General features: G+C 72.1%; 21 protein-coding genes. 4 read left to right on the top strand and 17 right to left on the bottom strand.

The genetic code is table 11. From position 1 onward, the window contains the following. Positions 1–24: 24 nt before the first annotated feature. The 10 genes from O0S08_RS13335 to O0S08_RS13290 form a co-directional block, all read right to left on the bottom strand. Entirely contained in the window at positions 25–804 is a 780-nt protein-coding gene (locus O0S08_RS13335; RefSeq protein ID WP_269039489.1) for a hypothetical protein, read from the bottom strand. A 215-nt stretch (positions 805–1,019) separates the two neighbouring features. Then, a complete protein-coding gene (locus O0S08_RS13330) occupies positions 1,020–1,814 on the bottom strand; it encodes a LytR/AlgR family response regulator transcription factor (protein WP_269039488.1) in 795 nt (264 codons plus the stop codon). Further along, the gene (locus O0S08_RS13325; protein ID WP_269039487.1) at positions 1,801–2,874 is read right to left on the bottom strand and encodes a sensor histidine kinase; all 1,074 of its coding nucleotides are present in this window, start codon (positions 2,872–2,874) and stop codon (positions 1,801–1,803) included. The genes O0S08_RS13330 and O0S08_RS13325 overlap by 14 nt, the downstream gene beginning before the upstream one ends. A gap of 212 nt (positions 2,875–3,086) precedes the next feature. After that, positions 3,087–4,553, bottom strand: coding sequence for a M20/M25/M40 family metallo-hydrolase (locus tag O0S08_RS13320; protein ID WP_269039486.1), 1,467 nt, complete (start codon positions 4,551–4,553; stop codon positions 3,087–3,089). Positions 4,554–4,656: 103 nt separating this feature from the next. Next, positions 4,657–7,239, bottom strand: a complete 2,583-nt coding sequence (locus O0S08_RS13315; RefSeq protein WP_269039485.1) for a serine/threonine protein kinase — start codon at positions 7,237–7,239, stop codon at positions 4,657–4,659. A gap of 1,225 nt (positions 7,240–8,464) precedes the next feature. After that, positions 8,465–9,820, bottom strand: a complete 1,356-nt coding sequence (locus O0S08_RS13310; RefSeq protein WP_269039484.1) for an NlpC/P60 family protein — start codon at positions 9,818–9,820, stop codon at positions 8,465–8,467. Then, positions 9,807–11,048 carry a Mur ligase family protein gene (locus O0S08_RS13305; RefSeq protein WP_269039483.1) on the bottom strand — a complete coding sequence of 414 codons (1,242 nt, stop codon included), beginning with the start codon at positions 11,046–11,048 and terminating at the stop codon, positions 9,807–9,809. The genes O0S08_RS13310 and O0S08_RS13305 overlap by 14 nt, the downstream gene beginning before the upstream one ends. 269 nt (positions 11,049–11,317) lie before the next feature. Next, positions 11,318–11,515 carry a hypothetical protein gene (locus O0S08_RS13300; protein WP_269039482.1) on the bottom strand — a complete coding sequence of 66 codons (198 nt, stop codon included), beginning with the start codon at positions 11,513–11,515 and terminating at the stop codon, positions 11,318–11,320. A 65-nt stretch (positions 11,516–11,580) separates the two neighbouring features. After that, positions 11,581–12,507, bottom strand: a complete 927-nt coding sequence (locus tag O0S08_RS13295) for a pyridoxal-phosphate dependent enzyme (RefSeq protein ID WP_269039481.1) — start codon at positions 12,505–12,507, stop codon at positions 11,581–11,583. Between the two features lie 167 nt (positions 12,508–12,674). Beyond that, positions 12,675–12,995, bottom strand: a complete 321-nt coding sequence (locus O0S08_RS13290) for a hypothetical protein (protein WP_269039480.1) — start codon at positions 12,993–12,995, stop codon at positions 12,675–12,677. A gap of 118 nt (positions 12,996–13,113) precedes the next feature. Between O0S08_RS13290 and O0S08_RS13285 the strand changes: the two genes are divergently transcribed. Both O0S08_RS13285 and O0S08_RS13280 read left to right on the top strand, forming a co-directional pair. Further along, on the top strand, positions 13,114–13,851 hold the full coding sequence (locus O0S08_RS13285) for a TetR/AcrR family transcriptional regulator (RefSeq protein ID WP_269039479.1): 738 nt from the start codon (positions 13,114–13,116) through the stop codon (positions 13,849–13,851). Between the two features lie 387 nt (positions 13,852–14,238). Further along, a complete protein-coding gene (locus O0S08_RS13280) occupies positions 14,239–15,264 on the top strand; it encodes a hypothetical protein (RefSeq protein ID WP_269039478.1) in 1,026 nt (341 codons plus the stop codon). A gap of 171 nt (positions 15,265–15,435) precedes the next feature. Here O0S08_RS13280 and O0S08_RS13275 read toward each other — a convergent pair whose 3' ends face one another. The 7 genes from O0S08_RS13275 to O0S08_RS13245 all read right to left on the bottom strand — a co-directional run bounded on the left by O0S08_RS13275 (position 15,436) and on the right by O0S08_RS13245 (position 23,251). Then, positions 15,436–15,870 (bottom strand): methyltransferase domain-containing protein, encoded by a 435-nt coding sequence (locus O0S08_RS13275; RefSeq protein WP_269039477.1) that lies wholly within the window; start codon positions 15,868–15,870, stop codon positions 15,436–15,438. Then, positions 15,867–16,166 (bottom strand): hypothetical protein, encoded by a 300-nt coding sequence (locus tag O0S08_RS13270; protein ID WP_269039476.1) that lies wholly within the window; start codon positions 16,164–16,166, stop codon positions 15,867–15,869. The genes O0S08_RS13275 and O0S08_RS13270 overlap by 4 nt, the downstream gene beginning before the upstream one ends. A 144-nt stretch (positions 16,167–16,310) precedes the next feature. Continuing rightward, entirely contained in the window at positions 16,311–18,911 is a 2,601-nt protein-coding gene (locus O0S08_RS13265) for an FG-GAP repeat domain-containing protein (RefSeq protein WP_269039475.1), read from the bottom strand. A gap of 320 nt (positions 18,912–19,231) precedes the next feature. Further along, the gene (locus O0S08_RS13260; RefSeq protein WP_269039474.1) at positions 19,232–19,858 is read right to left on the bottom strand and encodes a DUF502 domain-containing protein; all 627 of its coding nucleotides are present in this window, start codon (positions 19,856–19,858) and stop codon (positions 19,232–19,234) included. A gap of 6 nt (positions 19,859–19,864) precedes the next feature. After that, a complete protein-coding gene (locus tag O0S08_RS13255; protein ID WP_269039473.1) occupies positions 19,865–21,412 on the bottom strand; it encodes a TIM44-like domain-containing protein in 1,548 nt (515 codons plus the stop codon). A 47-nt stretch (positions 21,413–21,459) separates the two neighbouring features. Further along, positions 21,460–22,080: a hypothetical protein gene (locus O0S08_RS13250; RefSeq protein ID WP_269039472.1), complete on the bottom strand. Its 621-nt coding sequence runs from the start codon at positions 22,078–22,080 to the stop codon at positions 21,460–21,462. A gap of 1 nt (position 22,081) precedes the next feature. After that, complete coding sequence (locus O0S08_RS13245; protein WP_269039471.1) at positions 22,082–23,251, bottom strand: PQQ-binding-like beta-propeller repeat protein; 1,170 nt, start codon at positions 23,249–23,251, stop codon at positions 22,082–22,084. A gap of 62 nt (positions 23,252–23,313) precedes the next feature. Between O0S08_RS13245 and O0S08_RS13240 the strand changes: the two genes are divergently transcribed. Next, positions 23,314–23,886, top strand: a complete 573-nt coding sequence (locus tag O0S08_RS13240; RefSeq protein WP_269039470.1) for a hypothetical protein — start codon at positions 23,314–23,316, stop codon at positions 23,884–23,886. 176 nt (positions 23,887–24,062) lie between these two features. Then, positions 24,063–25,493 carry a hypothetical protein gene (locus O0S08_RS13235; RefSeq protein WP_269039469.1) on the top strand — a complete coding sequence of 477 codons (1,431 nt, stop codon included), beginning with the start codon at positions 24,063–24,065 and terminating at the stop codon, positions 25,491–25,493. Positions 25,494–25,563 lie beyond the last annotated feature (70 nt).

Raw genomic sequence — 25,563 nt, 5'->3', positions numbered from 1 at the left:
ACGACGCCGAAGCTCGGGCCCGCGTCAGCGCGCCATCGCCACGGTGTTGGCCAGCTGGGCGGTGAACTTCGACGGATCGATCGACCCGTCGACCTCGATCGACTGGATCTTCACCGTGCTGACCTTGCCGTCGACCTCGCCCTCGCTGGCGAAGTTGAACTTGAGCCCGCCGACCTCGCGCCAGTCGCTGAACGTCACGTTCTTGGTCTTCTGCGCCCCCGCCTTGTCCTTGAACGTGACGGTGCGCTTCACGTCGAGGAACGTCGTCGCGTCGAGCCAGCGCTGCTCGACGTCGCCGTTGGCCAGCGTCACCTGCAGCTGGTAGGCCTTGCTGCCCTTCACCTCGGCGGCGCCCACCAGCTCGACCCTGTGCCCGCGCGCGGCCGCGTCGACCAGCGCGTCGTCGAACTCGGCGTACTGCTTCAGCTTCGCCGCGTGCTCGGCCGGCATCGGCCCCATCGGCGCGTCGCCCTCGGCCAGCCAGCCCTTGTCGCCGTCGAACACCTTCACGAACGCCTTGCCCTCGTGCGTGCCCTCCTTGCGGAACTTGTTCGGCCGCGCGCGGTAGGCCACGAACGCGTCGACCGAGCCGCCCTCCCGGTACTCGCCGCGGATCACCAGGTTCTTCGTCGCCTTGAGCCGGTCGAGCCCGCCCAGCGCCGCCAGGTGCCCCGCCACCACCTGCTCCGCCGTCAACTCGGTCTGCGGGGCCGCCCCGGGCTTGCCGCCCTCACCGCTGCCGTTGTCGTCACACGCCGAAGCGCCGCCGAGCGCCATCGCCATCGCCAGGATCCATCGCTGCATCGTCATCCTCCCGTCGCCGAACAAGCTATGCGAGGTCCCGGCGGCGCCCCAGCGCGGAGCAGGCGAACGCCGGTCCGGCGCAGCCGGCGGGGCCGCCCGTTCGCCGCGCAGCCGGCTGGCAGCGGCTGTCCGTACGCACATGCGCGAAGGGGCATGCTCCGAAGAACATGCCCCTTCGCACATGCCCCCGCGGGCATGCCCCTCGTGCAGCCGCCTCAGACCCGCAGCGACGCGATCTTGTCGCGCTGGCTGCGGGCGACCTTGAGCGTCGCGCCGCCCTCGAGCACCACCACCGCCTCGCGACGGCCGCCGCTGCGGAGCTCGCGGATCCGCCGGCGGTTGACGATCGCCGAGCGGTGGATCCGCACGAACTGGGCCGGGTCCAGCCGGCGCTCGAGGCTCTGCATCGTCTCGCGGTGCAGGTAGCTCTTGGGCCCGGCGTGGATCTGCACGTAGTAGTCGGCCGCCTCGATCCAGTCGATCTCGTCGGCGCGCAGGAACACCACCCGGCTGCCGTCCTTGATCGCCAGGCGCTCGGCCGGCTGCACCGCCGCCGGGGCCGGCTCGCGCGGCTCGCCGACGTCGGCCAAAAGCGCGGCCAGCTGGCGCCGCAGCTCCTCGACCTCCGCCACCTGCAGGTGCGCCTTGGCCCGCCGCAGCGCCTCGAAGAACCGCTCGTCGTCGAACGGCTTCAGCAGGTAGTCGAGCGCGTGGACCTCGAACGCCTGCAGGGCGTAGCGGTCGTACGCGGTCACGAACACCACCCCGGGCACGCTCGCCGGGGGCAGCGAGGCCAGCACCTGGAACCCGGTACATTCCGGCATCTGCACGTCGAGGAACACCAGGTCGGGGCGCTGGTCCTCGATCCGGCTGGCGGCCTCGCGCCCGGAGCCGACCTCGCCGATCACCTCGATGTCGGCGTCCTGCTTGAGCAACAGGCGGATGCCCTCGCGGGCCAGGGGTTCGTCGTCGACGATCAGCGTCCTAATTGTAGAACTACGCTCCAACATACATCGGCTCCTCGAAGGCTAGGGGGATCTGCAGCGACACGGCCGCTCCGCCGCCGTGCGCCGCCGCGACCTCGAATCGATGGTCGGCAGGGAAGAGTTGTCCGAGGCGGGCCCGCACGTTGCGCAGGCCGACGCCGCCGCAGCGCTCGACGCAGAACGCGTCCGGCAGGCCGACCCCGTCGTCGCGGACCGACAGCGTCAGCGCCCCGCTCTCGCGGCTCGCCGACACCTCGATCCGACCCGACGCGGCCCGCGGCGCGATGCCGTGGCGGATCGCGTTCTCGACCAGCGGCTGCAGGATCAGGTTCGGCACCAGCGCGTCCAGCACCTCGGGCGCGACGTCGATGCGGACGTCGAGCCGGTCCGAGAAGCGCACCTTCTCGATCGCCAGGTAGCGGCCGAGGAAGTCGAGCTCCTGCTTGAGCGGCACCAGCTGCCGCCCGGTGTTGTCGAGCGCGAGCCGCAGCAGGTCGGCCAGGCCGGACAGCATCTGCAGCGAGCCCTGGGTGTCCTGCTTGCGCACCAGCACCCCGATCGCGTGCAGGGTGTTGAAGAGGAAGTGCGGGTGCAGCTGCATCTTGAGCGCCTCGAGCTGCGCGTGCGCCAGCTGGGTCTCGAGGCGGCAGAACGCGAGCTCGGCGTCGCGCGCCTTGCGGTGGTAGTCGTACGCGTGCACGAAGCCGACCACGAGCCAGTAAACGAACAGCTGCAGCTGCACGCCCTTGGCCAGCAGCTTGCCGTAGGCGAGGATGAACGGGGTCTCCTGGTAGTACGCGTCGCCGAACAGCACCCCGGCGACACACACCACCAGGGCATAGCCTGATGCGAGCACCGCGTTGGCGAGGAGGTGCGGTCCGAGGTGACGCGTCCAGCTGTCACGTCCGAGCGGGAAGCGTCGAGCCATCCGCGCGAGCAATGGCGCCGCGGCGGCGAGATAGAGCCACGGCGGGTATTGCCAGGCCAGGTCGCGCAGGAACGAGGGCTCGGGGACCCGCACGGGCCACAGGAAGTACACCTGCGAGGTCGAGATCAGGCCGCACAGCAGCCACGGCGCGGCCATTACCCACGCGGGGGGGCCGTGTGACGTCGCGGCCGTCTCGGGGCGATGCTCCATCCTCGGGGACCTTGCCACTTCGACCTGACCCGAGCCCGAGTGGTTGCAGCGAAGAGACGTGAAGCCGCAGCGAGTGGACTGCGAATTTTAAATGAAACCGCGGCGCGGCGCCGCGGGTCCCAAGTAGTTGGCCGGACGTCTCACGTCCGGCGCATCCCTCATCGCTCCGCCAGCACGAAGGCCATCAGCGCCATCGCGGCCGCGTTGCGCTCGAGGTGGTCGGGGTCGATCTTGTCGAACGTGTCGGCCGGGCTGTGGTGCAGGTCGAAGTACGCGCTGACGTCCGGGTGGAGCCCGAGGCTCAGCACCCCGTCCTTCGTCAGCGGCGAGATGTCGGCCCCGCCCCCGCCCGCCTCGAGCACGCCCGCGCCGAGGCCGTCGAACAGCGGCGCGAAGCGCTGCAGCGCCGCCACCTCTTCGGGCGTGCCGCTGATGCCGAACCCGCGCGGCGCCCCCGACCCGGTGTCGGCCTCGATCGCCGCCACGTGCTTCTCCTTGCCGTGGGCCGCGTGGTACGCCTTGGCCCCGCGCAGGCCGTTCTCCTCGTTGGTGAACAGCACCACGCGGATGGTCCGCCGCGGCACCAGCCCCAGCTCCTTGAGCAGCGCCGCCGCCTCGATCGCCATCATGCAGCCGCCGCCGTCGTCGGTGCTGCCGTCGCCGACGTCCCACGAGTCGATGTGCCCGCCGATCAGCACGATCTCGTCGGGCAGCTCGCGCCCGCGGAGCTCGGCGATCGCGTTGGCGCTCGGGCTGTCGGGCAGCGTCTTGGCCCCGAGCGACAGCTCGACCGTGGTCTTGCCGCGGCGGGCCAGGCGGGCCAGGAGCTCCGCGTCCTCGAGCGTGACCGCGGCCGCGGGGATCTTCCTGACCCCCTCCTCGTAGCGCAGCGCGCCGGTGTGCGGGCTCCGCAGGCTGTTGGCGGTGACCGAGCGGATCAGCACCGCCTTGGCCCCGACCTTCGCCGCCTCCGACGCCCCGCCGCCGCGGATCCGCACGGTGTCGCCGTAGTGCGTCTCGTTATGCGCGTGGTCGAAGCGCGGCATCGGCTGGTTGATCACCACGATCTTGTCGCGCAGCTCGGCCCCGCGGGTCGCGATCTCGGCCAGCGACTCGACCACCGCGATCTCGCCGCGGACCTTGCCGCCGACGGTCCCGCCGAGCCCGAGGATCACCAGGTCGCGCTCGATCGGCGCCACCACCCGCGCGCGCTCGGCCCCGCGGACCCAGTGCGGCACCATCACCTTCTCGCGCCGCGGGTTGTCGAGCCCGTCGCGCTTCATCTGCTCGATCGACCAGTCGATCGCCTTCTCGAGCGAGCGCGAGCCGCTGAGGCGGTGGCCGAATGTGTCCGAAAGGACAGCCAGCAGCTCCCACGCGCGCGCGCGGCCCTGCGCCGCCGCGCCGATCCGCTCGGCCGCGTCGACGAACACCGCCGGCAGCTCCTCGACCCGCGGCGTCGTCACGCTGACGGCCGTCGCCGACGGCAGCGACGGCTTGTCCCCGCCGACCACCGGCCCCGTGCCCGCGTGCGAGCCCGGCGGCGCCGACCCGAGCGGCATCGACTCGGCGTGGATCATCGGCGGCGCCGTCTCGCCCGACTTCGAGGCCGGGCAGGCGGACACGGCAGCGAGGAGGAGCAAACAGGACGCGAGGCGCACCCGCATCCTCTACTTTACCCCGGCGCGACCTCGCAAGGCCCGAACCTATCCCGAGAGCAATGTCTTTTCAGACATCTTCCGGCGCATCGGCCCACACGGCCCAGCCGGCGTCCCAGTCGTCGGCTTCGTCACGGAACGCGCCGGCGAAGCGGGCCTCCGGGGCGAAGAAGCCGTCGGCGGGCGGGGCGGCCGCGCCCGCGGTCAGCGGGGTGCGCGGCTTGTAGCGATTCAGGCCGGCCGGGTCGGCGCAGCCAGGGAGATCCGGATCCTCGACGCGGGCCCCGGCGGCGGTGAGCAGCGCCGCCTCGTCGAGGCCGAAGTCGTCATCGGCCAGCGCGAGCTCGCCGCCCGGCACCTCGGCGTGGGCCAGCGACGCGGCGAAGTTGCGCGACAGCCACAGCCCGCCGCGCAGGTCGGCGGTGGTGTCGCGGTCGCGGACGTCGAGCGGCGCCCCGAACCCGACCACCACCGCGTTGCCGAGGGTCGCCGCGGTGCCGTGGCGGAGCAGCACGCCGTAGTGCTCGTGCTCGAGGCCGTGGCCGCGGCCGCACAGGGTCGCGTTGTAGATCGTCGGCGCCGAGCGCGGCGTGTTGCGCGAGCCGCCGGGGTCGTTGTCGCCTTCGAAGCCGGCGGTGGTGTCGAGCGCCTCGGCGCCGTCGCGCAGCAGCAGGAACTGCAGCCGGCCGGTGTAGCCGAGGTCCCAGTCGAACCCGTCGTCGCCGGGATCCTGGCAGATCAGGTGCTTGGCGTCGACCGTGCCGCCGAAGAACTCGAAGCAGTCGTCGGCGGTGTGGCGCACCTGCACGTGGTCGACCTGCGTGCCGCGGCCGACCCCGGCGAACGTGACCCCGTTGATCTCGTTGTTGGGCCCGAGCTCGGTCCCGCTGTACTCGACCCGCACGAACCGCAGCGAGCCCGAGCTGTCCTCCGGGTCATCCCCGCCGTACTCGCCGCCGTCGGCGATGCCCTCGACCCGGCCGACCGTCGGCCGCCCCTCGGCGTCGCGCAGGTTGGTCGGCGCCTTGCCGAGGATGATAAGTCCGCCCCAGTCGCCCGCGCGCCGCAACCCCGGGCGCGCCTCGCTGGTGAACACGATCGGCCGCTCGCGCGTGCCCTCGGCCACCAGCTTCGCGCCCGGCTGGACCACCAGCGTCCCGCGGGTGTCGCGGTCGCCGACGATCGTGGTCCCCGGATCGATCGTCAGCGTCGCCCCCGGGCGCACGAACGTCACGAAGCGCAGGCGGTAGATCTTGTCGCACGTCAGCCGCGCCGAGTGCTCGATCTCCCCCGACAGCTCGACCACCGGCTTGTCGGCCCCCGCGCACGGCGCCATCTCGGCTGGCTCCGCGAACATGTCCGAAACACCATGCTCATCCGGACCTGTCGTGAAGACCATGGTCGCAGAGACAGCCACCGCCGCCGCCCCGAGCCCCCACGGCAGCCAGCGGGACACGATCGGCGACCGGCGAAGGGGCGGGTGCACGGCCGACCAGGTGGCGTCGTGCGGCCCGCTCGGCCGCGTCGGGCTCGGCTCGGCCGGGGCCTCGGCGGCCCGCGGGGCGTCGCGTCGGGTCGGCTCGTCGGGGTGCGCGAGGTCGCCGGGCCCGGGGTCGACGAGACCTGACGGATCGGACAGGTCGAGCACGGGCAGGTCGTCGTGGACCTGGCGGGCGCGGCGGATCTGCGCCTCCACGAGGCCGCGCAGGCTGGCCCGGTCGGCGGCGAAGATGTCGCCGAGAGCGATGCCGATCGCCCGCGGCGACGGGCCGCTCTTGCCGAGGTGCAGCTCGAGCGCCTCGCGGAACACCTCGGCCGAGGCCGGACGCGCCTCGGGGTCGACCGCCAGGGCCGAGGCCACCAGCGCCCGCAGCACCGGCGGCGCCGCGGCCTCGGCGGGCAGCGGCGGGATGTCGCCCTCCTCGAGCCGGCGCGCGATCGCCAGCTCGTCGAGCCCGGCCCACATGCGCCGGCGGGCCAGCGCCTCCCACAGCATCACGCCGACCGAGAACAGGTCGCTGCGGCGGTCGACCTGCTCGCCGCACACCTGCTCGGGCGACGAGTAGGAGGCCTTGCCCTTGAACGTGCCGACCTCGGTGTCGCCGTCGCCCTCGAGGCGGGCGATGCCGAAGTCGACCAGCTTGATCTGCCCGTCGTAGGTGACGAGCACGTTGTGCGGCGACACGTCGCGGTGCACGAGCCCGAGCGGCCGCCCGTCGTAGTCGCGCAGCTCGTGCACGTAGTGGAGGCCGGCGAGCAGCTCGGCGAGGATCCGCAGGTGCATCGCCAGCGGCAGCCCGGGCGGCAGCGGCGGCGGCTGGTACACGCGGCGGAGGATCCGGTGCAGCGGCTGGCCCTCGAGGTACTCCATGGCGATGAACGGCCGCCCGTCCTCGCTGCCCACCTCGTAGGTCTGGACCACGTTGGGGTGCGACAGCAGCGTGGCGATCCTCGCCTCGCGCTGGAACATCGCCCGGTACTCCGGGTCGCGCACCAGCGCCGGCCGCAGATCCTTGAGCACGAGCAGCTTGAGCGCCCCGCCCACCCCGCGCGCGGCCGCGAGGTAGATGTCGGCCATCCCACCGTGACCGACGGCCGCGAGCCGACGGAACTTCGGCGCGTGCGGGCTCCGACTGCGCTCGTCGCTCGTCATGGGCGCGGACGCTATGCCGACGCTCCCGGCGCAGCAAGTGACATCTCCGCCAGGCCGCTCGGCGCCGCGGCGTGACAGACTGCGACATGTAGCCGCCGCATTTGTCACGGCTCGCGCGGCATCGTGCGACGAAACCGACGTCGAGCGCATGGTCGCCGCAGAGTTCGCTGGAGCGAAGCGGCCGCACCCACCGGTCCACGAGGCCCCACGGCGCGTCACGCGACGAATGTCCGCGACGATCCGCCGCAGCTGTCCGGGCGCGCGCCGCGGCGGACACTGCCGTCGTCGCCACGCGGCAAAATCAATTGTCCTCGAGGACATGTCTTCCACGACATGCCCGAAGGGATCTGCGCGCCCGATCTGTTTCGTCGCCGACCAAGCCCTGCCAGCAGCGTCCCGAGCCGACCCGCACGATCGACGGCTCGTCGATCGACGAGCCCGAGACGGGTGCCCCCCTGCCCCGCACGCACGCAACGGCGCCTGCCCACGGCCCATGCGTCACCAGGCCGGCGTAAAGCTCCTGCTCGAGCTCCCGTCCCGCGTAGTGACGCCCGCAGCACCAGCTCGAGCAGCTCCTCGCTCCCTCGGTCTCGGTCAGCTCTCCATCGCCTCACGATCGCGCCTGTCCTCGAAGGGCACATTCGTTGCGAAGGGTCGCAGGCAAGAGACGAAGGTCGCGGCCCATCACTCACCGAGCGCAAGCACCGGCTCGAGCTCCATCTGCCGTACCCGCAACGCCGCCTGCAACACCTGCTCCATCACCTCATCGATCCCTCTGCCGAGATCCTCTCGGTCAGCTCTCATCGCCGGCCGCCTCATGCGCGCGCCCGTCATCGGCCAACACATTCGTTGCGAGTCGTCCGCTGGGCGAGAGAAGAAGCGCGCGCGCCTCACCATCGCGCTTTGTCGAAGAACTATTCGTCGCGAATCATGCGCTTGGCGCGGAGAAGCAGGTCGCACGGCCGTCACCGGCCCAGCGCAAGCACCTGCTCGAGCTCCATGTGCCGCACCCGCGACGCCCGCTGTAGCACCTGCTCGAGCGGCTCCTTAGGTCAGCTCTCCATCGCCTCGCGCCTCTCGCCCTTGCCATCGGACAACACATTCGTCGCGAGTCGTCCGCTGGCGAGAGAAGCAGCCCCCGCGCGCCTCATGCTCGCGCCTGTCATCGGCCAACACATTCGTTGCGAGTCGTCCGCTGGGCGAGAGAAGAAGCGCGCGCGGCTTGTCACCGACCCAGCGCAAGCACCTGCTCGAGCTCCATGTGTCGCACCCGCGACGCCCGCGGCAGCACCTGCTCGAGCGGCTCCTCGATCACCCGGCCGCGGCGCGACGACGCGTGCAGCAGCGTGCGAGCCCCCGCTCGCGCGCCGCGGAGCACGACCCCCACGTGGCAGGGCGACTCGCCTGCCCCCCACATGAACAACAGATCGCCGGGCTCGCCGAGCGGCCGCACGGGCGACGCCGCCAGCGCGAGCTGATCGCTCGAGTGCCTGGGCAGCACCACGCCCAGCGCCGCCCGTACCGCCCGCTGCACCAGGCCCGAGCAGTCGATCCCGAGCGGCGTGGTCCCGCCGAGCCGATACGGCGCTCCGCGGAAGCGCCGCAGCACCCGCGTCAACGCGACCACCTCGCCGCGCGCCGGCGTCGTCCGGGATGCAACGGCCACCAGTGCGCCGAGCCGCGCCCGCGTCCACCCGATCGTCCCGTCGCGCGCCCGCACCAGCGCCCAGCCGCCCCCCGCCGCCAGCACCCCGACCGGGCCGTCGTCGGCCAGCAGCTCGGTGCACATCTCCATGTCCTCGCAGACATGTTCATCGGGACACCACCCGGCCCGCCCGCACGCCGCACTCTCAAATCTCATGTCCTCAAGGACATGTTCATCGGGACACAATCGATCTCTGTCGAACAACGCACGCGCCGAACTCTCATACCCCCTGAGCTTCACCCCGCCGCTTCGCCCGCCCGTGCACTCGCGCACCCCACACGAGCAGATCGGCGCGGCCACGAGGGCCGCCGGTCGGCCCCCTCGTCCGGAGGCGGAGGTCGAGTCAAACATGTCCCAAGAGACATGCCATGAAAGACTCTCACTCCCGCGCCGCTGCGCCCACACGTCCTTGAGGACATGCTCCGAGGGACATATCCCGACGCACCCGTCGACGATCACTCCCGCGGGCGGCGCCCGCCACAGCCGGGTCACGCCGGCCGGCAGCGCGAACCAGGCGCGCGGCGCCGCGATCTCCGTCCCCGCGGCGTCGATACGCCACCCGGCGGGCAGCGCCGCGCCCAGCTCGGCCAGCGCGGCCGCCAGCGCCTTTCGGCTCAGCGCCTCGCCGACGAGCGCCAGGGTCCGCCGCCGTGGCTCGACCGCGCAGCGCAGGACAGGTCCGGCCCAGCCGAACCGGCGCTGCAGCGCCTGCCGCCGCTCGGCCAGCACCCCCGCGACGCGCAGCTCGAGCAGCGCCGCCGCTCGCTCGTCCAGACCGTCGCCTACTCGCCGCTCGACGCGAACCTCCGGGTTCGTCGCGCGCTCGTCCAGCGCTTCGCGGCGCGCCTGTCCGGCCTCGGACTCAGGCCTCGCCATCGCCGGCCTCCAGCCCGAGCAGCTGCCGGACGACCGCGCGGTCGGAGAACGGCAGCGTCTCGTCGCCGATCGTCTGGCCCGACTCGTGGCCCTTGCCGGCGACCACCACCACGTCGCCCGGCTGCGCCAGCTCGAGCGCCAGGCCGATCGCCCGCAGTCGATCGACCTCCTCGACGATGCGCGCCCGCCCGCCGCGCGCCAGGCCTGCGCGCAGGTGGCCCGCGATCTGCCGCGGATCTTCGCGGCGCGGATTGTCGGTCGTCAGCACCGCGAGGTCGGCCGCGCGCCCGACCGCCTCGCCCATCGGCTCGCGCTTGCCCGCGTCGGTGTCGCCGCCGGCGCCGAACACCACGATCACCCGGCCCGCGCCGGCCAGCGCCCGCGCCGTCGCGCACGTCCGCTCGAGCGCGTCGGGAGTGTGCGCGTAATCGACGACCACCACCGGCGCGCGGCCCAGGACCTCGAAGCGGCCGGGCACCACCGGGCAGCTCGCCAGGCCCGCGCGCACCGCCGCCGCCGGCAAGCCGGCCGACAGCGCCGCGGCGGCGGCCGCCAGCGCGTTCTCGGCGAACACCTCGCCGACGTACGCCACCTGCAGCGCCCCGCCCAGCGCCTCCGCCAGGGGCGACGGCGCCAGCGTCAGCGCCGTCCCGTCGACGGATGTCCCTACGGACACGGCCTCGAGGTCATGTTCCTTCAGACATGCCCCACGGGACAGGACCCCGTACCACACCCGGCGGACGTCGACCGGCGTGACCTGGTCGAGGAGCAGCGCCGCCGGGTCGCGGGCGTTGAGGATCGCCGCCCCGCCCGGCGAGGTGTGGACGAACAGCTGGGCCTTGCTGGCCAGGTAGTGCTCCCACGAGCCGTGGCTCTTGAAGTGGTCGGGGGACAGGTTGGTGAACACCGACCAGTCGAACCGCCAGCGCTTGGCGTAGCCGCGGGCCAGCGACTGGCTGGTGATCTCGACCGCCGCGTGGCGGGCCCCGGCCGCGCGCGCCTGTTCGGCCGCGGCGAGGAAGCCCTGCCAGCTGCGCTCGACCGGCAGCGACCGGCCGTCGAGCGAATAGTCGAGGGTCGTCGCCGCGAACACGTGCTGCCCGGCCGCGCGGACGATCGCCGCCAGCATCGTCGTCGTCGACGTCTTGCCGTTCGTGCCGGTCACGCCGAACGTGCACATGTCCTCGGCCCAGGGGGCGGCGGCGGGCACGGGCCTCGGGTCGCTCACGGGCCGAAGCTTCGCACAGGTCGGCGCCCGCCCGGGCGCGCCGGTGAACAGGCCGCTCAAGTCGTCTCCCGGCGTCGGGCGCGTCGCGCAGGCCGCAGCCCGACGTGTTCACGTCGCGGACGCAGGCCTCGTCCCGGTCGCCGCCCGCGAGCCCGCAGCCGAACGGGTCCCCGTCGCACACGCACGTCGCGACGGCGTCGTCGGCGCAACCACAGCGAGGCAGCAGTCCTCCTCGCCGGCGGTGCTCCCACCGGTCGTCGGCGCGCCCCTCATCGGTGCGTCGGTCGACGCGGTGCCGGTGTCGCGTCCTCGGTGGTGCTCGCGGTCGTCGCCGTCGTCGACGCGGGGGTCGTCGTCGTCGAGTCCTCGGTCGCCACCCCGCCGAGGTCGATCATGCAGCCCGCGTTGGGCCAAAAACCCGCCAGCGAGGCCGTCAGAGCGAAGAATTTCTCCCGCTGGATCTGCATACCACCCGCCCTTCCCCTCGGGCACGGTGGCCGACCCCCGCGTCGCGGTCAAGCCGCGCCGGCTGTCAGCGAGCGCCGGTGCTCTCGGCCCACAGGCGCAGGAGCGCGAGGCTGACCCCCGCGCCGCCGCACACGATCACCAGCACCGGTCCGCGGCCGACGAGCGGCGGGGCCCGATCGTAGATGACCGAAAGGCCAGCTCCGCAGGCCGGCTCGACCAGCACGCGGTGGTCGTCGGCGAAGCGCAGGCACGCCTGCACCGCCGCGCGATCGCTGACCGTCCACGGCACGATCTCGTGGCGACGCGACCACGCCACCGCCTCGGCCGCGACCGCGCGAGCGCCGAGCGTCGTCGCCAGGGAGGTGATCGCCGGGATCGCCACCGGCGCGCCCGCGGCCAGAGCGGCCGCGTACGACGCCGCGCCCTCGGTCTCGACCGCCAGCACCGGCACGTCGGTCCAGCCGACCGCGTGCATCCCCTGCAGCACGCCGCAGAGGAGGCCCGCACCGCCGACCGCCACCACCACCGCGCCCGGGCGCTCCGCCTGAGCGGCGGCCTCGACCACGATGTCGGCGTGACCGGTCCAGATCTCCGGGTCGTCGAAAGGATGGATGTAGGTCGCGTCCTCCGGCAGCTCGGCGAGCGCCGCCCGGTGGGCCGCGAGCCAGTCGTCGCCGCGCACCACCACCTCGGCGCCTTCCGCGGTCAGCAGCTCGTGCGACCGCGCGCTCGTCGTCGAAGGCACCACCACTCGCACCGCCGCGCCGAGACGTCGTCCGGCGTAGGCCACCGCCAGGCCCGCGTTCCCGCCGGACGCGCACACCAGCCGCCGCGCTCCGCCGGCGACCCGGCTGGCGCACAGGCGGCCGAGCCCGCGCAGCTTGAACGACCCGCACGGCTGCAGCGCCTCCATCTTCAACAGCACCGGCTCGCCGAGCGCCGCGCCGAGCGGCAGGGAACGCAGAAGAGGAGTGGTCTGCGCGAGCGACATGCGACCGCCATACACCCGCACGACCTCGCCGAGCAAGCCGACGACCGCAGCGACCTCGACCGCGCCGGGCGCTCCGCCGCCGACGCGTGACGCGAACGATGTCGACCCGCCGATCGCCGGCCGATCGGCGCCGCGACATCGATCTCGCGGAGCACCGGCGATCCGCGTCACACCGCGCGGGCCAGCGCCGGGGCGGGCTCGCGCACCGGCGTCGTCGTCGTCGGGGCGGGCGACTCTGCCAGCACCAGCTTCCCGCACGCCCGGCAATCGGCCGGGGCGAACGCGAAGTCGTGGGCGCTGCGCACCGCGCCCGCCCCGAACGCGAAGATGACCGGGACCGCGAACATGATGAACGGCCCGATCAGGGCCGACACGAACAGCATCGTCGCCACGAACACCCACGCCAGCGCGACGACCGCGATCCCCCACGCCGGAGGGCGGCGCAGCGAGGTGTGGTGGCAGTGGGGACACGCATGGTTGCTCGACATCTCCGCCTCCCTATCAGTCGATAGGCAAGCTACCTATCGATCGATAGTCTCGCAAGCGCCAGCACCGTCGCTGCGACGTCCTGCCGCACGTTTGCGCGGTCTGGGGCATACTCCACCGGTGGCCCGGCGCCCCCCTTCCGCACCCACCTCCGCCGCCAGGCCGCGGGCCGGCCGACGCGCGTCGGCGGTCGGCGGGACCGAGCCGCTGCCGCAGGTTCCGCCGGCGACCGGGCGGCACCGCGAGATCCTCGAGGCGGCGATGGAGCTCATCGCCGAGCGCGGCTACCACGGCGCCTCGCTGCGGGAGCTGGCGCGGCGGGTCGGGATGCAGCAGCCGAGCCTTTACCACTACTTCCGGACCAAGGAAGAGATGGTGGAGCAGATCATCGTCACCTTCTACGGCGACATGGCGGCGGGCGGGGCGGAGGTGGTGGCGGTGACCGAGCTCGAGCAGATCCCGCGGGTGGTCGCGCGCTACGTCAAGCGGCTGTACGAGAGCCGCACGCACCCGCTCTTCGTCCGCTGCATGTTCTCGATCGCCCGCCTGAACCCGCGCTTCGGCCGGCTCAACCGGGCCATCTTCGTCGACGACCTCACGGTCAAGGCGTCGCTGGGGCTGCGCCGGTTCATCGACCGGGGCGAGCTGACGGAGACGGAGGCGCTGGACCTCACCCGACTGATGACATTCGCTACGGGGTTCCGCCTGATGGAGGAGAAGGTCCTCTTCGACGAGCGGCCGCTCGGTCCGGACGTCGACCGCTACCTCGACTTCTGCGCCGACGCCTGCGAGCTGTGGATCCGCGAGCTGAAGCGGCGGAAGGGGATCCCGGGGCGGAGCGGCCTGACCGGCGGCTAGCGACCGTGACAGCCGACCGTCGCAAGTTGCATCGCCGCGGACGCTGCACCTCGGTCGGCGTCGCGCCGGCTGCTGTCATTCCAATCGTTTGCGACCGGACCGGCGCGTGCAGGTGATGGGAAGCCAATGGCCATCCCCACACATGGCGCCGAACTCGCGGTGTCGACCCCCGACCCCAGGCTCGAGTTCGAACGACGTTTCCCGCCCCAAAGCGGGCCGGTAGGCCGCCTTCCGCGCATTCCACGGCGCGCCGGAGCGCGTCCGATCACGGTCGGGGAATTCTGCGCCGGGCGACCGACGCTGAGCCGGAATATTTGACTTTTCCGACTGGTCGGCACGTGGAGCATCTGCCAATCTTGAAGCCATCCCGTTCGAGGTAGCCACGTCATGTTGCGGTCTCGTCTGCTCGTCTCCGTCGCCACTCCCCTCTTCGCCGCGTCGCTGTTGATGCCGTCGGCCGCCGTCGCGTCGCCCTACGCGCGCAGCGTGCCGCTCCTCGGCATGCAAGACCCCGGCGGCGAGTCCCTCGCTCAGCCCATCCCGGGGCAGACGCCGGTCGCTCCGGTCAATACGCAAGTCCAGGCCCCCGGCGCCCAGACCCAGCTCACGCCTCCGGGCAGCGTCGCCGGGCCGCAGAGCCAGAGCCAGACCCTCGCCGCCCCGGGTGCCGCGACGCTCAACGTGCCGCCCGGCAGCACGGTGATGCAGCCGCAGATCCAGGTGCTCGTGCAGCCGCAGATCCAGGTCCAGGCCCAGCCGCAGGGCAACGCCTCGCCGACGAGCAGCGCCGACATCGCGACCAACACCAACTCGAGCAGCAACTCGAACGCGACGCCGACGGTCACCACCAACACCCGCACCACGCCGCCGCAGGCCCCGGTCTACGTCGCCCCGCCGCAGCAGCGCTACCCGCAGAGCCGCTACGCCCCGCCGCCCCCGCCCCCGCGGATCGTCACTCGCGTGGTCTCGCGGCCGTCGCACGCCGCTCCGCCGCCGGCGATCAAGCGCCCGCCCCCGCCGCGCAAGGGCCTGATGGTCACCGGCTGGGTGCTGTTCGGCGTCTCGTACCTCATCACGGCGAGCAACGCGGCCGACCTCTACGATCGCTGCCCCGGCATGAACAAGCCCGGCCGCTGTCGTGACCTGGCCGAGAACATGTTCATCCCGGTCGTCGGCCCGTTCCTGGCGATGGAGCAGGCCAAGTACGCCACCGACGACTTCTCGCTGGCCGTGTCCGGCTCGCTGCAGGGCCTCGGCCTCATCATGGGCATCGTCGGCACCGTGCAGTACCACCGCGACAAGTACCGCAACCGCGTCCTCAACGAGTACGGCGTGCGCGTGGCCAAGAACACCAACCTCAACGCCGGCGGTCGCCTCGGCGGCGGTCAGCTGACCCTCACCGCCCGCTTCTGACGGGCCGGCCCGCCCGGGCCCAGCGCGAGCGCGGCGACCTTCGCCGCGCTCGTCGCGTTCAATCCGACCGCCGACGTGCCCCGAGGGACATGTCCTCGAGCGCATGCCCCTCCGGACATGCCCTCGTTCACATGTCCCGCGGGACATGCACGGTCGAGTCTCGCGCCCTTCTCACTCGCGGAAGGCGACCGCGACCAGCGACGAGCCGATCGGCAGGTCGACGCGGCGGAGCAGCCGGCGCTCGGCCTCCATCACGGCCAGCAGCGCCTGGTTGAGCGGCGCGGCCGGGACCCGCACGTCGTACTCGGGCTTGGCCTTGAGGCCGCGCAGGCGGCTCGCCACGCGCTGGGCGAACACCAGCGGGAACAGCAGGCAGGTGTGGTACGACAGCCGCTCCAGGCGGAAGCCCGCGCGCTCGAGCACCGGGCGCAGCGTCGCCTTGGTGTAGCGGCGGCGGTGGTGCACCGACACGTCGTGGTCGCTCCACAGGATCGGCAGGGCCGGCACCGTGACCACCAGGAGCCCGCCGGGGCGCACCAGGCCGGCCACCGCCGCCATCGCCGGGTCCTCGTCGTCGATGTGCTCGAGCACGTCGAACAGCGTCACCACGTCGAACTTGCCCTCGACCGGCAGGTCGTCGGGCAGGCTGCCGGGCGCACGTCGAGGCCGAGCTCGCGCGCCGCGAACTCGGCCGTCGGCAGGTCGGGCTCGATCACCGTCACCTCGCCGAAGCGCGTCATCTCCTGCGAGATCAGCGAGCACGCCCCGCCGACGTCGAGCAGCCGCAGCGGCCCTTTCGGGGCCCAGCGCTCCAGCACGTCGAGGATCACGCCGCGGCGACCGATCCGCCAGAAGTGGCGCTTCTCGAGCTCGAACAGCTTGTCGTAGGCGCTGCGATCCAAGGCGAACCTACGTAGCAACCGGCCCTGCGCTTGTAAAGCGCGCACCGCGCGCTCGGCGAATCTGCCACCGAAACGTCACCGAAACGACGACGGGCCGGACGGCGGTGCGCCGGCCGGCCCGCGGGGGCGGTCACGCCGTGACGATCAGCCTGCCTCGGGGCAGAACGCCTCGGTCACGAGCGCGCCGTTGTTGTCTTCCTTGCACTCCGTGACGAGGCCGTTGTTGATGCCCGGATCGATCTCGACGAAGAAGTTCTTCTTGTTGTCCTTCGTCGGGCCGGGCACCTTCCAGAGCACCTGCGTCGACGCGCCGGGGAGCAGCGACGCCGCCGTCGGCTTGGTGCCGAGCTTCACGCCCGTGTTGTCGACGCCCTCGTAGAACGAGACGTCGACGCCGGCGGAGATGCCGAGCGCGCCCTCGTTGTAGATGGTCGCCACCAGCACCAGCTCGTCGGAGCACAGGTTCAGGTCGGCCGCCAGCGAGACGGTCAGGTCGGCGGCGTTGAACACGCCCTCGCCCTGCACGTTCTGGCGGAAGTTGTTGAGGCCGCCGTCGGTCCAGTTGGCCTCCTCGGACATCGGCGGGTTGCCGGCCGAGTCGGCGTCGGTCACGTGGTACGTGTGCTGCGTCCAGACCTTGCGGGTCGGGACCCAGTTGTCGCCGCCGGCGCCGTACACGAACACGCCCTTGCGCGCGGTGAAGCCGGGCGTCTTGGCCTGGCAGTCGGTGACGTTCTTGGCCTCGGCGTAGTTGGCGACCACGACGAACTCGGAGTTGCCGTCGCCGTCGACGTCGGCCACGAGCGGGTACTCGTGGATCGTCGCGCTCGAGTTCATGATCTGCAGCTGCACCGCACCGGTCGCGCCGTCGTAGACGCGGGCGAAGCACTCGTCCTGGTACGCGACCTCGGCCTTGCCGTCGCCCTGGAAGTCGAACACGGACGAGCCGGTCGCGGCCGACGATTCGTCCTGGATCGTCGCGGTCCAGCGGGCGTACATCGCCCCGGCCACGGGCGCCGGATCCATGGCCAGCTTGACCACCATCTCGGCCGTGTTGTCGCCGTTGTAGCTCGGGCGATTGAAGTCGTACACCGCGTACGCCTTGCCGCCGGCGATACCGGCCTCGGGCCGGCCGTCGCCGTCGAAGTCGGCGATGGTCGCCGGGCCGCCGAGGTCGCCGCCCTTGATCTGGATCGGCTGCGTGCGCAGGGCCGGGTTCTGCTGGCACATCGCGTCGGTCGGGTCGACGCCGCACCACAGCTGGCCGGTCTGGCCGTTGATGACGCGGATCGCCGGCCAGGCGACCAGCACGACCTCGGGCTTGCCGTCGCCGTCGAGGTCGGCGACCGACGGCCAGCCGTCGTTGTTGTGGCTCTGGACCGGGTTGGTCTTGTTCGCCCAGTACTGGGTCATCGTCACCGACGGCGGGTTGCCGGGGATCCACTCGATCTTCCACGCCTCGCGGCCGGTGACGAGCTCGGGCTTGTTGTCGCCGTCGAGGTCGGCGAAGGTCGCCACGCCGCCGGCGTAGATCGGCGTGTTGCCGTTCATCGGCGTGCCGTACATCGAGCCCCACGCCGTGTTGTTGGGGCCCCACGGCTGGTTCCACACCATCAGGCCGTCGTCGTCGAAGATCGTGGCGCCGAACGCGATCTCGGCCTCGGGGTCGGTGTCGAGGTTGACGACCGTGGCCGAGCCGTTCTCGATGCGGACCTTGGCGACCTGGTTGTTCGCGGTGCGGGCCGTCCACAGCAGCGCGCCCATCCCGTCGACCGCGTGGACCGGCGAGATGTGGTTGGTGCCCTCCTCGCGGCCGGCGTAGATGATGTCGGGCAGGCCGTCGCCGCTCACGTCGGCGACCGCGACCGAGGCGCGGCCGTGCGAGCCGAACTTCATCATCGCCGGGTCGTGGCTGATGCGCCACTTCTCCTGCCCGGTCGCGCCGTCGATCAGCACGATCTCGCCGAGCGTGTAGCTGGCCGGCAGCATCAGGCCGTCCTGCCGGGTCGTGTTGACGATCACGTCGGGCACGCCGTCGCCGTCGACGTCGGCGATCACCGGCAGCGTGATCACCTCGTTGGCCGTCCAGGCCCACTCGAGCTGGACATCGATGTCGTCGAACGTCGGCACGACCTCGCAGTCGAGCGGGTCGGGCTGCGGCAGGCACTGGCCGAAGATCGGCTCGCAGTAGAAGCCCGGATCGCAGTCGTACGAGTCGGCGCACTCGCCCGCCGGCTGCTCGCACACGTCGCCGAGGCACACCGCCCCGGCGTCGCAGCAGATCGACTTGTCTTCGCCGCAGCGGATGCCGCTCGGGCACTCGGGGAGGCAGGCCCCGTCGACGCACTCCTCGCCGGCGCCGCAGCACACGGCCGGCTCGCCGCAGAGGATCGTCATGCACATGTCGACGCCGGTGGTCTCCCCCACCGGCCCCGTCGAGGTCGACGTCGTCGCGTCGGTCGTCGTGTCCTCCGTCGTGCCGGTGGTCGACGTCGGCTCGAGCGTGGTCGACGTGGTCGTCGTGCCGGTCGCGCTCATGCCCGAGTCCGTGACCTCGGTCGTCGTCGGCGTCGTGTCCGTCGACGTGGTCGTCGTCGTCGTCGGCTCGGTGCTCGTGTCGCCCGTCGACGTGTCGGCCGTGTCCGTGCCCGTCGCGACGTTGGTGTCGTTGCCGCACCCGGCCAGCGCGGGGCTGAGCAGCGCAACGCCGGAGAGTGCCCAATAACGCGCTAAGTTCGTGTTCATATCGACAGTTTAGCCATACTGAGCGGCTCCGGACCACGCAACAAATCAGCATTTTTTCGCGGCCAGGAGCCCGCGGCGCAGCCCCCGGACGGTTGGCCGATCACGACATTTGGATCATGCCCTCCGCGCGTACGAGCCCCCGCGCGGCCCTCGCCGCAGCGTGACTTTTATTCACCTCGAAGCCATCGCCGTGACACGGCGCGCAGCCGCGAAGCCGATCGTGCAGACGTCGTATTCGCCCGAGATCTGCCCGACAAACGCCTCCAGACGCAGATCTGCAATTGCGTCGATGACCGCGACGACAGCTGGATCGCAACCATCTATGCGACCGTGACGGGCGGCGGAGTCCTCGCCGACGCGTCGCTGCGGGCGGCGACAGCGACCTCTTCCGGCACGTAGTTGCCGCCCGACAGCAAGAACTTGAACACCTCCTCGACCGCCAGCGACGTGGGCCGGCAGCGCGACAGCGGGACGAACAGCACCCGGCCGACCATCGGGTTCGGCGTGGTCGGCACGAACACGCAGACGGCGTCGCTGTCGGCGCCGATAGGCTCGCCGCTGGTGAACGCGAGGTGCCACGCGTCGCCGTCGAGGCGGACCAGCACGACCTTGGAGTAGATTCCGCTGCTGCCGCCGGGCGTCAGCGAGATCTGCTTCCACGCCTTGTAGAGCTCGGCCAGCACCGGCACCTTGAGCAGCAGGCGATCGATCGCCGCCAGCACGTAGCGGCCGATCAGGCTGCGCACGATCAGGCCGAGCACGAAGATCGCGACCAGGGCCAGCCCCACGCCCGCGAACGGCACGTCGATGCCGACCAGCTGCTTCAGGGGTTCGCGGGTGAAGTGGTCGACGTACCACAACACGACGATCGTGAAGACCAGCGGGATCGCGGCGAAGACCCCGGCGAGGAACGTGTTACGGGCGAAGTTCTTGGCGTGGGCGAGCATCTCGGTTCATCCGGCGTAGGCCTCGTCCTGCTCGATCTTGCTGAGCACCCAGTCGAACTCGCCGCGTGTCAGGTGGGCGCCGCAGTACTCGCACGCGCCGGCCATGTTCACGCGGTCGAGCGGCGCGCCGCAGTTGGGGCAGTTGACGTTGCTGGCCGGGGCGCCGCGCACCGCCGACCCACGGATCAGCGTCCAGTACTCGCTGTACGTGCGCGGGTGCTTGACGCTGCCCGACACGTGCTCGCCGCCGAGGCGCGCGGTGTAGTCGATGCCGCGGGCCCACACGCGCACGGTCAGCGCGTCGTACCAGCGGTCGCGCTCGAGCTTGACGATCACCATGCGCAGCACCTGCGTGTTCGCCAGCACGTTGCGCAGGCCCTGGGCGCGGTAGGCGTCGATCCAGTACTGCAGGTAGTTGAACAGCGAGTCCGACACGTACGGCCGCACCCGACGGAGGTCGAGCGCGGTCCAGCCGGCGTTCATCTCGGCGTGGATCGTGCGCACCCGCTGGTCGATGCGCTCGGGCGACGTCGTCGGGTCCTCGGCGATCAGCGCCGCGTGGGCCTGCTGGATGCCCGGCATGAACAGCGTGCGGTCGTCGGTGCCGACCTCCTCGGCGTGGTGCGTCAGCGGCGGCGGCCGCGGCTCGAGGCTGCGCACGCGCACGTGGTGGACCGTCCAGTCGAACCGCCCGCCCTCGACCTGCTGGCCGCAGAAGCGGCACGCGCCGCTGTCGCTGCGCTCGAACGGCGCCCCGCAGTTGGGGCAGCCGAGCGCCGTCACCGACTCGGGCGTGCGGCTCTTGGCGTCGGCGCGCCGCTGCAGCCGCCAGGCCTCGCGCACGTAGAAGCCGTGCTCTCCGTTCGGCAGCGCGGCGCTGTAGTTGGCCTCGAACGCGACCTGGACGTCGATCATCCCGTCGGGTCCGGACGGCAGCTGGACCCGCTCGACCTGCATCGACCCGATCACGACCCCGCGGATCGGCACCCCGGCCGGCTCGCGCTTCATCAGCACCTCACGGGTGTCGAGCGCCACGTACGGCGCCAGCGCCTCCATGGCCTTGACGTCGCCGCGGGCCCCCTGCGCCCGGGCGTACAGCGCGTAGACGAAGTCGGTGAACAGCACCGCCGAGAAGTCGGGATCGAGGCGGCGGATCGACCCGAGATCGCCGTGGCGGGCCGCGTGCGCCGCCGCCGTCGGCGCGCTGTCCCACGTCTCGTCGGCCTGGCGCTGGCGGTCGTGGCGGTGGTGGAAGTAGATGATCACGCCGACCCCGATCAGCAGCGGCACCCCGATCTGCGGCACCTCGAACAGCAGGCGCACCAGCAAGTAGAGGATCGCCCCGCCGTCGCCGCTGCCGCCCCCGCCCGAGTAGCTGTGGCTGCCGCTGTAGCCCCCGCCGCGGCTGCCCCCGCCCGAGTAGCTGTGGCCGCCCCCGCCCCCGCCCGAGTAGCTGTGGCCGCCCCCGGGCCGCGCCGCCGCCTCGGCCGCCAGCGCCAGCAGCACCGCCGCCGCCGCGATCGCCAGCACCTTCAGCCATGTCCGTTGGGACATGCCCTTCGCACCATGCTCTCGGGAGCATGCCCTCCAAGACATGTCCTTCATGCCAGCACCTCGTCGGGCAGCTCGTTGACGTCGTCCTCGCCGCGCGGCAGCGCGTCGGCGCACAGGGCCCCCATCGCCTGCAGGTGCGGCGCCAGCTCGACCGCGCGGGCGCCGGCGGCGACGGCCGCCTGGAGGCCGGCGACCGCCTGGTCCCACGGCTCGCGCGGGACCTCGCGGCGGACCCCGGCGTCGGCCAGCACCACCGCCGCGCGCTCGGTCAGCGACACGTACACGAACACGCCGGTGCGGGCGCGGGTCTCCATCACCCCGTGGTCGAGGAAGCCGGCCTTGGCCGCGCGCAGCACCGCCTCCGCCCGCCACGCGCGCGGCGTCAGCAGGCGCGCGAGCGCGTGGCTGTGGCGGACCAGCCACGCCGCCGCCAGGCCGACCAGCAGCGGGTCGACCAGGAACCAGTGCAGCCCGAACTCCGGCTCGCCGTACAGCAGGAACGCCAGGGTCAGTAGCGCCGCCAGCCCGCCGGCCAGCGCCGGCACGTGGGCGTAGCGGTCGGACGTCGGCCGCACCGCGATCACCAGCTCCGCCGAGGTCCCCGCCTCGAACGCCTCGATCGCCCGGCGCAGCGCGCCCTTCCCGTCGTCGGCGAAGAACCCGGCCATGTCAGCCTCCTCCGTGGCGCAGCTCGTACACGTAGTCGGTGTCGTAGCAGCGGACCAGCAATCGACCTGCCTGAAGGAACAGGTAGTCGGGCCCGCTGCGGACGCGCGTCTTGCCCACCGTCTTGCCGGTCACCGCGTCGAGCACGTACAGGTGGCCGGGGCCGGCGCCCGCGCCGTAGCCGCTGAAGATGTGGCCGCGGTGGACGATGAAGTCGGCCGCGTTGGCCACCAGCGGCGCGCTGCGCCACAGCAGCTCGCCGCTGCCGACGTCGAGCGCGGTGATGAACGCGTTGCCGCCCCTGGCGTCGGCCTGGTGGGCGTGACCGACGAACAGCACGGTGCCTGCCAGCGCGGCCCAGGTCGCCCGCTGGGCCGCGAACGCCCGCTCGCCCGCCGACGTCCCGGGCGCGTGGGCGTAGGCCTCGAAGTCGAACAGCGCCACGATCTCCGCGCTGTCCTCGCGCTGGACCGCCACGAACCGGCCGCCCGAGTAATCTGCCCCATAGAACAGGATGTTGAAGCCGTCCTGGTGGATCGCCTGGACCAGCAGGTACTTGCCGAAGGTCGGCGGGATCGTCGGCGGCAGCGTCCCCGGCTCGCCCCGCATCGGGTTCGGCACCTCGTACTCCGGCAGCGCCAGGCCGTTGCGCGCCAGCCACTCGCCGTCGTCGCCGATCGCGTTCGCGCTCTCCGACACCGGCACCAGCGTCGGCGCCGGCCCCGGCTCGATCGGCGCCGGCTTCTTCAGCGCGTAGGCCCACGGCGGCGCCGGCAGCACCGTCGCGGTGCGCCCGGCGAACCGCTCGCCCGCCTGCGACTGCGCGGCCAGCATCGCCGTGGTCGCCGCGTCGTACAGCGCCTGCGTCGCCAGGTTGTTCGGCGCCTCGTCGAGCACCTCGGCGAACGCCTGCCGCGCGAGGTCGTGGCGGCCGCCGTCCATCGCCGCCACCCCCTGCGCGCGTCGCAGCGCCAGCGCCGGCGCCAGGGCCTCGCCGCCGGTCGTCACCACCTGTCCCGAAGGACTGGTGTTACCGCCGGCCGGCGCCCCCGGGCTCGCCGGATGGACGGCCGTCGCGGCCCCGCCTGGCGCCAGCGAGGGATCGCCGCGGCGACACGCCGCGAGGACGATCACGAGCGCGGAGGCGCTCCACGAGCATGCCGGGCGTCGCACCGGCCGCACTGTAGCGCAACCTCCCGCGTGACAGCCCCGGCGCGACCACCTATCGTCCCCGCGTGACCTCTCGTCGGTTCTTTTTCGCGTGCGCGCTGGCGGCCGGGTGCGGCGACGCCGGCGGCCCCAACAGTGGCGGCACCGACAGCTCCGGTGCCGTGAAGGAGATCGACGGCACCATGGTCGACCTCGTGAAGCCGCAGGCGTGGGTGCAGCTCGGGGCCGACGCCGACCCGCTGCGCGACCACAGGCCGGAGACGATCGAATGTCCGCTCGGCGTCGGCTGGTTGGTCGAGGTCACCGGCTTCGAGGTCAACACGGGCGGCTGCAACTACGGCGCGTTCACGCAGCCGTCGCTCCGCGAGATCGTGCCCGGCGCGCAGATCTCGCTCAACCTCTACCACTTCGACCTCGTCGCGGCCGAGCCCGCGACCGCGCACGCGGTGCTCATGGCGGGCGACCACGTCCTGCTCGAGCGCGAGGTCGAGATCCCCGGCAAGGCCATGGTCTACGACATCGACCTCGTCGCCGACTTCGCGCTCGCGGCCGGCGAGCCGGTGGTGTTCCACCTGCACAACCACGGGCAGAACACGTGGACCCTCGCCAGCATCCAGGTCGAGGTCGAGGACCCCTGAAGCCGGACCGCGAAATCGGCCCCGAGCCCTTGCAGCCAACGGTCCCGAGCCGGTGACCCGTGACAATTCGTTCCGTGACATTTCCTCGCCGCTGAAGTACCCCTTCAGCTCGCGGGTTCAGGCTCGCGAGAGGTCGGACGATGTTCATTCACAAGTCATGGGCACCTGCGGCGGTCGTGTTGGCGTGCGTTGCGAATGGTTGCAGCGACCCCGGCCCCGGGCTCGAGAGCGCCAGCGAGACCGCGGACGCGAGCACCGGCACCACCGAGAGCGGCACGGCCGGCACCGACGCGCCGACCACCACCGACGCGCCCGAGACCGAGCCCGTCACCTGGCATCAGAACATCGCCCCGATCGTCGTAGCGAAGTGCAGCGGCTGCCACCACGACGCCGGCATCGCCCCCTTCTCGCTGGAGAGCTACGAGACCGCCAAGCCGTTCGCCGCCGCGGCCCTCGACGCGGCCCTGCGCGGCACGATGCCTCCCTTCCTGGCCGATGAGACAGCCGACTGCCAGCCGCGGCACGGCTGGCAGGACGACCCGCGCCTCGGCGACGACGAGCTCGACCTGCTGCGCGCGTGGGTCGATCAAGGCGCCCCGGAGGGCGACCCGGCCACCGCCGCGCCGCTGCCCGAGCCGCCCGAGCTCGAGCTGACCGACGCCGACGTGCGCGTCCAGATCCCCACGCCCGTGTCGATCGACGGCGACAAGGACCTGTTCCTCTGCTTCAGCGTCGACCCCGGCTTCGAGGACGACACCTGGATCGACGCCGTCCAGATCAGCGCCGGCAACCCGCAGGTCGTGCACCACGTCCTGGCCTACGTCGACGAGAGCGGCGCCTCGGCCGACAAGGTCAACGAGGACGGCTACTACCCCTGCTTCGGCGGCCCCGGCATCAACAGCGCCAACCTGATCGCCGCCTGGGCCCCCGGCATGACCCCGTTCAGGACCCCGCCGAACGTGGCCTCGCGGATCGCCGCCGGCTCACGGATCGTCATGCAGGTCCACTACCACCCGACCGGCAAGCCCGAGCTCGACAGCGAGACCTCGCTCGACCTGCGGATCCACGACACCATCCCCGAGTACGTCGGCATGCTGGCGCTGATCGGCAACAGCGAGGGCCCGCAGCTGCTGCCCAGCGAGCACGACGACAACGGCTACCCCGAGTTCCGGATCCCCGCCGGCGTGGAGAACCACGTCGAGCAGATGCTGTTCAAGCTCAACGACGTCCCGCCGCTGCGCGTGTTCGCCGTCGGCACGCACATGCACTACGTCGGCACCGACATGCTGATCGGCCTCCAGCGCCCGAGCCCCGCCGACGGCGAGCCGGCCGAGGAGTGCCTGCTGCAGACCCCCGGCTGGGACTTCAACTGGCAGCGCACCTACAGCTACGACGCCCCGCTCGACGCCGTCCCGAAGTTCGACGCCGGCGACCAGCTGTACCTGCGCTGCACCTACAACAACAGCATGTCGAACCCGTTCGTCGTCCAGGCGCTGGCCGAGCAGGGCCTCGACGCCCCCAAGGACGTCCACCTCGGCGAGGAGACCCTCGACGAGATGTGCCTCGCCGTGGTCGGCATCGCCATCGCGCTCAAGGACGCGATCTGACAGGTCCTCGAGGACATGCTCCTCGGGACCTGCGCCCGGGAGCATGTCCGTTGAGACCTGTCCTCGAGGA

The sequence above is a fragment of the Nannocystis punicea genome (assembly GCF_026965555.1).
GTDB lineage: Bacteria > Myxococcota_A > Polyangia > Nannocystales > Nannocystaceae > Nannocystis > Nannocystis punicea.
The sequence above is the reverse complement of the archived record's forward strand: the minus strand, read 5'-3'. Positions and strand labels throughout refer to the sequence as shown.